This window comes from Brevibacillus sp. AF8, from assembly GCF_021270385.1.
Lineage (GTDB): Bacteria > Bacillota > Bacilli > Brevibacillales > Brevibacillaceae > Brevibacillus.
Genome location: NZ_JAGQDN010000012.1, coordinates 128,986 through 140,111 on the forward strand (window position 1 = coordinate 128,986; position 11,126 = coordinate 140,111).

8 protein-coding genes and 1 other RNA gene are annotated in these 11,126 nt (G+C 37.1%); 3 read left to right on the forward strand and 6 right to left on the reverse strand.

Features of this window, described 5'->3' with window-relative positions:
- Positions 1–360: 360 nt before the first annotated feature.
- Together KB186_RS16785 and KB186_RS16790 are read left to right on the forward strand one after the other, a co-directional pair.
- Positions 361–903 carry a tyrosine-type recombinase/integrase gene (locus KB186_RS16785; RefSeq protein WP_232774024.1) on the forward strand — a complete coding sequence of 181 codons (543 nt, stop codon included), beginning with the start codon at positions 361–363 and terminating at the stop codon, positions 901–903.
- Between the two features lie 1,112 nt (positions 904–2,015).
- A complete protein-coding gene (locus tag KB186_RS16790; RefSeq protein ID WP_232774025.1) occupies positions 2,016–3,419 on the forward strand; it encodes a tetratricopeptide repeat protein in 1,404 nt (467 codons plus the stop codon).
- A 53-nt stretch (positions 3,420–3,472) separates the two neighbouring features.
- Here the strand turns inward: KB186_RS16790 and KB186_RS16795 are convergent, their stop codons facing one another.
- The 4 genes from KB186_RS16795 to KB186_RS16810 all read right to left on the reverse strand — a co-directional run bounded on the left by KB186_RS16795 (position 3,473) and on the right by KB186_RS16810 (position 9,401).
- Positions 3,473–5,608: a DEAD/DEAH box helicase gene (locus KB186_RS16795; protein ID WP_232774026.1), complete on the reverse strand. Its 2,136-nt coding sequence runs from the start codon at positions 5,606–5,608 to the stop codon at positions 3,473–3,475.
- 8 nt (positions 5,609–5,616) lie between these two features.
- On the reverse strand, positions 5,617–6,933 hold the full coding sequence (locus tag KB186_RS16800) for an ATP-binding protein (protein WP_232774027.1): 1,317 nt from the start codon (positions 6,931–6,933) through the stop codon (positions 5,617–5,619).
- Positions 6,933–8,828 carry a TerB N-terminal domain-containing protein gene (locus tag KB186_RS16805; RefSeq protein ID WP_232774028.1) on the reverse strand — a complete coding sequence of 632 codons (1,896 nt, stop codon included), beginning with the start codon at positions 8,826–8,828 and terminating at the stop codon, positions 6,933–6,935. Before KB186_RS16805 ends, KB186_RS16800 begins: the two co-directional genes overlap by 1 nt.
- 210 nt (positions 8,829–9,038) lie before the next feature.
- A complete protein-coding gene (locus KB186_RS16810; RefSeq protein ID WP_370646703.1) occupies positions 9,039–9,401 on the reverse strand; it encodes a helix-turn-helix domain-containing protein in 363 nt (120 codons plus the stop codon).
- On the opposite strand from KB186_RS16810, the gene KB186_RS28470 reads away from it, so the two are divergent.
- Positions 9,381–9,806, forward strand: coding sequence for a recombinase zinc ribbon domain-containing protein (locus tag KB186_RS28470; RefSeq protein WP_370646698.1), 426 nt, complete (start codon positions 9,381–9,383; stop codon positions 9,804–9,806). The two genes, KB186_RS16810 and KB186_RS28470, sit on opposite strands and share 21 nt — an antisense overlap.
- Before the next feature lie 197 nt (positions 9,807–10,003).
- Here KB186_RS28470 and ssrA read toward each other — a convergent pair.
- Positions 10,004–10,359: a transfer-messenger RNA gene (gene ssrA, locus KB186_RS16815) on the reverse strand.
- 158 nt (positions 10,360–10,517) lie between these two features.
- Positions 10,518–10,991, reverse strand: coding sequence for an SsrA-binding protein SmpB (gene smpB, locus KB186_RS16820; protein WP_016740379.1), 474 nt, complete (start codon positions 10,989–10,991; stop codon positions 10,518–10,520).
- Positions 10,992–11,126 lie beyond the last annotated feature (135 nt).

Consider the following 11,126-nt stretch of genomic DNA (forward strand, 5'->3'; position numbering starts at 1 on the left):
AGTTTAGCATAAGAGAGAGACCCTGCACCCAAAAATTGGGCGAGGAGTCTTTAGTGGGGTTTATGAAACGCTTCTCATAGCTGTCCAAAGTTTCTCACATCAATGCGCCCAGCGACTAAAATAGCATACCAACCCCCAATGTATAGAGAGCAGTTCCCCCATAAACACAAAAAAGCCACCCTCATCAGGTGGCTTCACTTTATGTATTTTGGTGGAGGCGGGTTAACACCTCTAATAACCCTGTCCATTAGCACAATAATTTTATTCAAGAAAGACTGTTGATAATTTAAGATGAAGACCTTGTATTTTTTTGAAATTATTGTTAGCGTAAACGTATAAATCTTCCGGCGGTGAAAGATAGTGAATATTGTCGAACCGATAAGAGATCCAGGAAAGATCCTAAAGATTAAGAAGTTGCTTAAACAGCGTTCAACTAGAGATTACTTTTTGTTTGTATTTGGTATAAATACAGGATTGCGAATTTCTGATATTCTAAAATTAAAAGTGAGTGACGTGCGAGGTAGAAGCCACTTATCAATAAGGGAAGAAAAAACAGATAGTAACTTGCGCCTAAAGTTTAATGACTATTTGGTCGAAGAAATAGATGAATATACAAAAGAAATGGAAGATAAGGACTACCTATTTCCTTCTTCTAAAAGAGATAGTCCCATTACAAGGGTAAGAGCTTATCAGATTCTTAATGGAGTAGCAAAACAGGTCGACTTAACAGAAATTGGGACACATACTTTAAGAAAAACTTTCGGCTATCATTTCTATAAAAGAACAAAAGACATTGCAATATTACAAGAAATTTTCAATCACAATAATGCAAATGATACTTTAAGGTATATCGGGATTCATCAAGATATGTTAGATGGATATATGAACGATTTTCATCTTTAATACAGATAAAAAATTATGAGCACCCTTGTAAAAAAGGTGCTCTTTTATATGTAAAATTATGAAGGTTTATTATTGGTGGAGGTGGAGCTTATAGGTACGTCGCCACAACAAAGAAGATAAAGATTATCAAATATCAGGCTCACTCCCCAGCTGTTGCATCATTGTTCGAAGTTGCCACTCAATTAAGCTAAACTAATACAATCGCCGCTTCCGCGAACCTCGGATAAGCGGCGATTGTGTTTACACCCCGTATACACCCCCTGTTAAACCTCTAAATCTCAATTATATACAGCTTACATAAACTTACTACTACAATCTCTGAATTCGTAAGATTCCATACATGCCTCCTAAAATGCAACCCTAATCCCTTTGTTACGTAGTACAAAGTAAAATAATCCAAAAAAAGGGCGATTTCTGTGAAAAGAACACCTATTCTTCAACTGTTTACTCTGTTTCTAATTGAATGCCATCGGATTATCCAATTGGCTTATAAGAATGAAAAGCCACTAAATCGATTTAATGGTTTGTTACTAAATTTTTCATTTTGTTTGTTGCTATCGCTCCCTATTAGTCTTTTTGTTTCTCTAATTGAATTATTTATGTACAACTCTCATCATATCGACGTATCGATAACAGACCTATATTTGTTGTTGCCTCCCTATATTTTATTTTTAGGTTTCTTTTGTTCCTATATGTTCTTAAATCTACAACATAAAAAATTCAGTATGCCCTACACAATCTATTTTGTTATCTGTCTTTTCAGTCGAATTCGATTGTTTCTTGAAATTGTGATCGCTCTAGTATTCATTACATTAAGCACTGTAACCATAACTTCTTGCTTTGCCTTTATTCTTTATAAGGTTGTTGTCCCACCAAATAATATAAATTCCTTCTTGGGGACACTTATCCTTGGTTCATTTCTAATATCAATATCCATTTATGTTGAACTAACTCTCGACAAATTGAAACGTTATATTAGACAATTTGTTACATACTTTTTGCTTTTCCTCTTTGCGATAGTTTGGGGATTCCTTCAATTCATTTATTATTTAAACGGAACACTGGATTTGGGAAACATTTATAATATTGCTGTATTAATAGGTAGTCTTATTTTGTCACTTCCAACTGTGTTAGATAAAACTAGACAATGCCTTGAAGAATTAAAAGAGAGACATAAAACCGAATTTCAAACAAACTGGGACTCTCTATTGGAAAATGAAAGTTCTCTCAAAAAAAGAGTTCCCTCCTTCAAGGCTTACATGTGGGTTTTAAGATCAATTTGGCTGCAAGGGAAATACGGAAAAATCCTCATAATTTTGTGGGCTATTTTTTCTTTCTGCCTCATTTTCGTTTGGCATGATGACGTCCGTAGTTTTTTTGATTGGGTACAACAGCATACTGACACATTTATTAAGTGGTTAGTCTCTATTTGGGTTTCTATATTTAGAGACGAAAAAGTTGCTATGGGTGCTTTTCTTTTTCTCGCCTCGGTTTCCTTTATAATATACAAGTTTAGAAAATTAAAAGGTATAAATAAGTATCTAACTTGGTATGGAAGAATTCAGCATTATGAACATCTTTCAATAGCAATAGTGTTCCTCTTTATGTCATTAATGCTCGTGAATTCTTTGCCTTCAAGAAGATTCACTTATGCCTTTTTGACTATTTTCTTTCTTCTCGGTATCTTAAGTTTCATTAGAAGCAAACTAGAGAAAAAATCACCTGAGATATGGACGATTTTTAAAGAAGGAGAAGAAATGTTTAAAAATGGTGATTATCAAAAAGCGTTAAATATTTTTTCAATATGTCTATCTAACAAAATTAAAGAATTTGAATCAACAGCATACATGGGTAGTTGTCAAATGCATATGGAAAACTTTAAAGAAGCAATATCTTATTTTAAGGCAGCTCTGTCAAAATCGCCAAATAATGAGGAAATTACTTTAGAACTTGTTTGGGCTTATATTTTTGATAATCAATATGATATTGCTTATTCCGAACTCCAGCGTTTCCTTTTTATTTATCCTAACTCGACTAATGCACAATTTTCTCTTGGTATTTGCCAACAAGAAATGGGAGAGCATCAGGAGGCAATACAAACCTTCACTTCACTTTTAGATACTTTTCCAGAAAAGGAGGATTTACACAACCGTATTGGGCTAAATCTTATGTTAATCGGTGAAAAGGACGAGGCACTTTCAGCGTACAAAAAAGCTATTGAAATGAACCCATCATTTTATGTTGCTTATTATAATCAAGCATATATCTATGCTGGGGATGGGCGTTTCAATGAGGCTTTGGAATTATTAGAGCAGTCACTATCCATCAACCCCATTGAAATTAGTACTTTAAAATTGAAAACTGAATTATTAATTGAACAGAATGAACTTTTAAAGGCGAAAACTATTGTAGATACCATCTTGAATAATTACCCAAATGACGATGAGGCTTTAATGTATGAAGAGTATTTAAAAACTCAAGTTAAAATAAATGAACAAGTAGAATCAAATATGTAGAAAAACTCCCTTGAAGGGAGTTTTTTTAAAAACTTATCCTATATATTTCCTGATTAATCCATAGAAACAACGATAATTTGTATATTTTTAAGGAATTCCACGACTCCATTAATATCTATCTCATTTGAGATATGCATTTTCATATACAACTTTTGAGGTAAGAAAGCACTATATTTCGAATGAAAAAACTCGTCCTCTCGTGTAAAAGCAATTAACTCTTCTGCCCGCCACTCTTTTTGAGTAATTTGATTAAATCTTTCAAGCAAGTCAAAGGAACCCGTAATTTCTATCCTTCCAAATTCATCATACATTTTGACTTGTACTTCCAGTGAACGCAGCATCCACACCAATGTCCTAGCAATTTTGGTTCCTGTATACCCCTCAAAAAAATAACTGTCTCTTTGTTTCCAAACAACCCTCTGCTGTGGTTCAACGTTGTTTAGATGGTATGCCCTTCTGATGTCTTTCAGCTCACCCAATGCTTCCTCATTTATATAACCAAACTTATCATCTGAACAAAGAATCTCATGCATTTTCTCTGATATTTTGGAGTGTATCTTACTACCATCCCCAAAGTATCTTGGTGGATTTGCATTGACTGCTGTTGTAACGTAAACCTTCCCTTTGCTCTCTTCAATAGCTTGGATAGTCCACAGTTTTCCTGCAAGAATAATATTGTCTCCTTCATTAATAAGCCACTTTTTATCCAATTGTCCTATTTTTTTAGCTCCATTTACTACTTCATATTCTTCCGATGTCATAAAAACCGAGTAAAAATCTTTGTCACGTAATATTCGTTCGCCATCCAGTCCTACAATTAACTCTTGGCTTCCATTAATTAATTCGAGGATATCATTATTTATCATGTGATGGATTAACATTCTGATATCGTCAGTAGGTAACGAATAGAATACATGGTTTCCATTTAAATGTTTAATTAAGTCAGTTTCCGTAATTCCATTATACTCTTGGCAAATTGACATTATCTGTTGAAACATAATGTCATACGGCATAGGATACCCTTCAGATGCTTCAACCCACTTCTCCAATAGCAGCTCCATCACAGCTAGTGATTGTAACAGGCTATCCTGATTGGTCGTATATAATTGCAGATACTGATTCGTGTCTTTCTTTCTACCTGAACGACCAAGCCGTTGTTTCAGTGACGATACAGTAAATGTACTATCGACTTGGACTACCAATTCTATTTCGCCAATATCAATCCCTAATTCTAGTGAACTTGTTGCAACAACACTCTTTGGAGCAGATGAATTGGCTATTGTTCTTTCAACATATTCACGTTCCTGTTTATCTATGGAAGAGTGGTGGGCGTAATAAGTTTCTCCAATATTTTCTCGCTTTGCTAATCGGTTCAAAAATACAGTAGTTTCTTCGACTTCCCCTCGACTGTTGCAGAAAATGATTGATTTACTTTCCCTTGTAAGCTCCCTCAAATCCTCAAAAAATTCTACTCGTTTCTTAAAACCTTCGTCACTTTGAAAATGCATTAAGGAGTAGTTTAGCTCTTTATCATTTCCGGGGGACTCTACAATTTCTACATTATCTGTGTCACGATAGTTGATCCAAGAACGAACGAAGTCAAAGTTATCTATTGTTGCCGATAATCCAATAATTCTAGGTCTACTTTTACAATAGTTCTCAATCCGTGATAACAGAGATCGCAGTTGAACCCCACGCTCTGTATCTAAGAAAGAGTGAATCTCGTCTATCACGATAAACTCAACTTCTGAAAATATACGTTTTATGTACTCAGTTCGATTAATAAACAGACTTTCTATTGACTCAGGTGTGATTTGAAGAATACCTGCTGGTGAATGAATAAATTTTTTCTTCTTCCCTTGATCAACATCTCCGTGCCAGCGATGAATGGGTACATGGATATGCTCACAAAGCTTCTCAATTCGCTCAAACTGGTTATTTATCAGTGCTTTTAGTGGTGATATATAAATTACTTTTAAAGATTTCTCAGCTGTTGATTCAATTAGTGTGAGGATAGGTAAAAAAGCTGCTTCTGTTTTACCAGAAGCAGTACCTGAAGAAATCACAATATCTTTATTCGTTTGGATAATTGTTGGGATAACCCTTTCTTGAATCGGGGTAAATTTATCCCATTTCATATCCCATATTTTTTTCTGCATACTTTTTGACAACAAATAAAACGGGTTCATACTACCACCTACAAGTTCGTTTTTTGAAATCGGGAATGAACGGATGGCTTTGTGTCATTTGTTGGTGTATCCATGCTTCCAAAAATTTGCGTCTTATCAAAAGTGGGGTTTTGGTGAAGTACATTAAGCGCACCAATAAACTGCCGAACAATATCTCCCGCCGTGAGATTATCTTCTGCCCCGGGTCTTGAATAAAGCGTTTGAATAAATCCCATTATTTCTAATTCGGTTATAGTTTTTTGGTATTCAAAATGGACAGCATGCACATCTCTAATTTTTTGAAGCAGAACAAATGTTTCTTCGTTTTTTAAAGGGGTTAGCTTAATTACTGGTTGAGATAGGTCGCGATACTCAACTGTTTCAAATTGATTGGATTCCAATCTTCTTTTCAGCGCACCATAACTGAAAAGACCTCTTCTTTCATCCTCTAAAAATTCAGGTGTTCCCCCAAAGGTAATATATATGCCTTCTACATTTCCTTGAAGTGTATCATTAAAAATTTTTAATACCGTTTCATAATTCTTCTCTCTTGTTTGAGGATGGGTAATTTTATATAGATTAATGGCTTCGTCAAAGTTGACAACCATTCCAGAATATCCAATCTGTTTAATAAATTGAGACATGACCTTGATATATTCATAGTAATTACTGTCGTCTATAATATCCCTTACACCTAGATCAGAACGGGCTTCCGTTTTAGTAGTGTACTCCCCACGTAACCAACGTAACGCACAGCGCTGTAGCTCGGTGTTATCATGAACAAATCCGTTAAAATACTGAGTTAGCACACGTGCAAAATCGAATCCACCGGTAAGCTCATCCATTTTCGAAACAATTTTGGTAATTTCTCTTTCAACGTCCTTTACGAATTCATCGTTTTCAAAGGATACAGAGCCATAATTTTTCTCCAGAACCACAGCACTCTGCACTTCACTAATCCATTTATCAAGTATCGTAGGTAAAGCATTACCATCAGGAACAGTTGCAATCGCCATATTTTTCATTAATTCAGTATAGGTAGCTACTGCCTTTCCTTCTGTACCGTATAAACGACGTTCAGGTGTAAAATCGGCTTTGGTCACAACAAATTTCTCTTTAAAAGCAATCTGTTGAATCAATGCCTGAATAAAGCTTTTCCCACTACCAAATGGTCCGATAAATAGTTTGATAATGGATGTACCTTTTTTTATGTTCTGTAAATCAAGTAGGATTTGCTTAGCTTCTTCAGCTCGACCTACCATGATATATTCCAGTCCTCTGCTTGGCACAACGCCTCCAGCAAGAGAATTAAGTATCGCTTGGGAATCTTTTTTTCTAATTTTCATTATGCTTCACCAACCTTTAATCTCTCTAAAATATACTCAAACTCTTCGTAAAGTTCGTAATTCTCACTACTTGTTTCCACTAAATTGTCACCTAAAAACATATGAGACTTCTCATTTAGTGAACTGATAAACATACCAGGCATAATCCCTTTTGTTTTGAGCCACTGATTGGCTTCAGTAAAGTCCCTTTTACCACATTCAAATTTAGTTAAGAATTCAATTTCTTCAGCTGTTAATGCTTCAACTAATCCCATATCATTTTCCTCAATTTGCGTATCAAAAATGGAGGATACATCCAGATTCGTAATATTCTCAGTTGATGGGATATCGATTGTAATATTCGTATGTTCTTTATGCTCTCCCGAAGCAACTTCTACATGACCAACTTCGCTTTCCTCGAAAAGCTGTTGAAGTTCGTTGCTCTCCTGCTGTAATTGTTGAACACGTTCAAGGTCTAATGCAAACACCTTTTGCGGTACAATCTCAGTCTCAGGTTGAGGAATTTTACTTCCTTCTGTTTGAGAACTTTTGTCTTGAACCTTTTTAAATCGAGTTTTAGATGCTGAAGTCTTGGAAAACACATCAATCATTCTCTCTTTTAATCCTTCTGGTAGTTTTTCCTCGTCCACTTTGAGTTGTCTTTTCTCGCCTGTAACAATTCTTGTAACATTTTCAGCTAATCTAAATAGAATAGTTACATCATCATATAATTCTTGGGTTGGTCTTAGCTCAATTGTTTCTGTAAAATATTCCCTTTGTGGAATATTCCGCCCAATTACTGCACTCCCAAAGAGATAATTTCTTTGTTTCCCTTTAATCTCTTTGAACCACCTATCCATATAAGTAATACCTTGTTCTTCAAATGCCTCCCGTAACAAAGGAATACTTAGTTTAAACGTCTTATAGATTTTGCTTTTGTTTCCCCTGAAAAACTCAGTCTCACGATACCCGTTGATATATTGTTTCCAGAGAGTAATGGATACGGTTTCCAAGGTATCCTTTTTTCCCAACAAACTATCATATAACGAGTTTGTCCTGACAGCGGTACTTCCCCACTCTTTAGCAAGTTCTTTTTCATCCAACTCGATAAGAAAATCATATATCCAAGACTTCAGATAACGCTCCACCTTGGGGTCTCTTTCCTTATATGCTTCAAGCAATCTCACCAACATGGAAATATTGAAGGCAGCATTTTGATTAAAAGAGTAGTTGATTAACTCATATGTAAAAAGAATTAGGTAACTTAAATCCGTATCCAAGTAGTTACCTTGGAGTACTTGATTTCTCCAATAGAGATACCATTCTTTTTGTTTTTTATTTAAATGGTCAAACGTAGTCCAGTATGACATGAGGGGTTGGTGAACAGCAGGCTTGCCTCTTTCTGTTGCATATTTTATAGAGTCTTTAAGAAAACCTGTTGAATTAGTTGAATATGAAATTTCAAATGTAATACCATATCCTGTTTCAAGTTTCTTCTTCTTTGGATTTAGTATATTTCTGATATCATCAAGGATGTGTTGCGGAGTCTTCAGATGTGCATACTTATCGAGAATAATTTCATTCTCATTGTAAAACAGTCCTGATTTACTCGGTTTTTCAAATATTGTCTTACTGTTGTCCTTTGATTCTACTCGCTCTACTCTTTGTTCTGATGCCTTTATAAAGGGTTCCATTGGAACGATCAGTGGTTTCTCTAACGAATAATTTTTCTCCCTTACCCACTTTCTAATAAAAAACAAGTCTATCCACCCAAGAACAAACGGTATGTATGTCCAGCAAAAGACTAGATATAAAACAGCTCTCTTGTATTTTCCTAAGTAAAATAAGTGCGCTCCGATGCCTCCTAGGAAAATAGCCAATATATAAGCTGTACTCATTGATTTCTGTAATTTCATTTATTTCACCTCAATGGCAAATATTCTCTAGGACTAATTATCTACTCATTACCTGTATTTAACAACTACTGAAATCATTTTTCTCAAGCTCCATTTTCAGGTGTAAATCAATTTATAAAATTGTAAAAACGGCAAAGCCCCTGTTTTAAAAAGAGTTTTGCCGTTTTTTATTTCCTAAATTCTATTTATTTTTAATACTCAATGTTTAAATTACTTGTTACCCCGCTGCTCTAAAATAACCTTCGCAACCTTCAATATCATTGTATGGTCAGTTTTTGGTCTTTTATTCAGAAGTTCCAAAAGTTCCCCGAAATCATCCTCTCTTATAATCGGGTCTAATGAACGGAACAGTTCCTCCAATGACATGTTCAAGCCATTAGAAATCTTATACAAACTATCGATAGACAGGTTCTTCTCGCCCCGCTCCACTTGTCCAATATATTTTTCATGCAGCCCTGTCAGTTCCCCTAATTTCTCCTGACTTAAACCCATTTCTTTTCGTATATTCCGAATCCGCTCCCCGAGCAGTTTTACAATATCCGTCAGACTTACATGCTTAGCGGATTGATTTATTGCGGGGTATGCGGTGCCGCGATGGTTGGTAACCGTAAATTCAGCGGTCGGAGCAAGCTAAAGTATGTAACATATCGCTGCAATCATCGCGATCGAACCAAAGGCTGTACCAATAAGGAGATTCGCCGGGAATACATCGAGAATTATGTAGTTGACCAGCTTCATAAAAATCTACTGTGCGAAGAAGCAATCCCTGAATTGGTAGTCCGGCTCAACGAGTACATTGAGCAAAATGAAGATGAGAGCATGAACGAAATACCAGTGATTCGAGAAAGCAGCTTACGGAAATCGATAAGCAGATTCAGAATATTGTCGATGCTGTTTCTAAGGGTCTTACTCATGCATCATTTTTGTCCAAAATGGAGGACTTGGAATATAACAAAGCCAGTTTGGAAGTGCGGATGAAAGAGCTTGAATTAAAAGAAAAAAGAACAGTGATCACAGAAGAAATCCTTCGTGAACTGTTCTCTCGGTTTAAATCATTCATTGCTGAGAAAAACATTCCTGAAATCAAAAAGTTTATTCAGCACTATGTAGAGAAAGTTGTCGTCCATGCAGAACATGTAGACGTCATTTTTAAACTCGATATTGTGGGTGTATTTTGGTGGAGGCGGGGGGATTCGAACCCCCGTCCGAAAACAGCGATACATGAGCATCTCCGAGCGCAGTCACTCATTTAAATTTCGGTACCGGATTCGCGGAGTGACGCGCTGACCCGTTACCTAGCCTGATTGATCTTCTTCCTTCGGCTCCAGGCGGAAGCCTCCGGCGTATCCCACTAAAGTTGAGCGCTAGTCATGCCACATGGGCGATGGAATGGTAGCGCCTCACTGGTTATTAAGCAGCGAGAGAAAGTTGTTTGTTGCCAGTTAATGGCGTTCCGCGTTGTTGACGAGGTCCGCAGCCCCCCGGCTCGCTTCTCATGCTCTACCATCCCCGTCGAATCCAGAACGCCCCCAGGTAGGTGAGAAAAAGTCTAGGTGAAGAGCCATTAAATCCGCACCTAGACTGTATTGTAACTAACAGTGTATTGGCTTGTTGTTGCTTATTAAATATAGCACAGGCGACAACCAAAACTCAACGTTGATTGCTGCCAAGCCTGCCAGTGCAATCCAATCAACCTTTTTGGCGTTCGCGCAGAGCACGCTCGATATCACGCGCAGACTCTTTTTTCTTGAGGTCTTCACGCTTGTCGTAGTTCTTTTTCCCTTTGACAAGTGCGAGCTCGACCTTGGCCCAACCGCCCTTCAAATAAATGCTGAGCGGGACCAGCGAGTACCCTCTTTCGCGAATCAGACCATTGAGCTTGAGGATTTCCAAGCGACGCATCAGCAACTTGCGAGTCCGCTCTGGCTCATGGTTAAAACGATTTCCCTGCTCGTACGGACTAATATGCACATTGTACAGTAGCAATTCGCCATTCTGCACACGAGCGAAGCTGTCCTTGAGCTGGACACGAGCCGCACGCACGGACTTGATCTCCGTACCGGTCAGCTCAATGCCTGCCTCGTATACTTGCTCGATGTGGTAATCGTGGCGCGCTTTTCGGTTTTGGGCGATTGTCTTGGTTCCGGCCTTATCTTTTGACATGGAGATCACCTCACTTGTACGTACTGCGTTTCGTACCAGTTAGTCTAGCAAATTTTGCCCATTGTGGCAAGTCATTTACCCGGTAAATAGCCAACCCCGAAAAGGGAAACGGATCGTTCCGCGTACTTTTCGGGG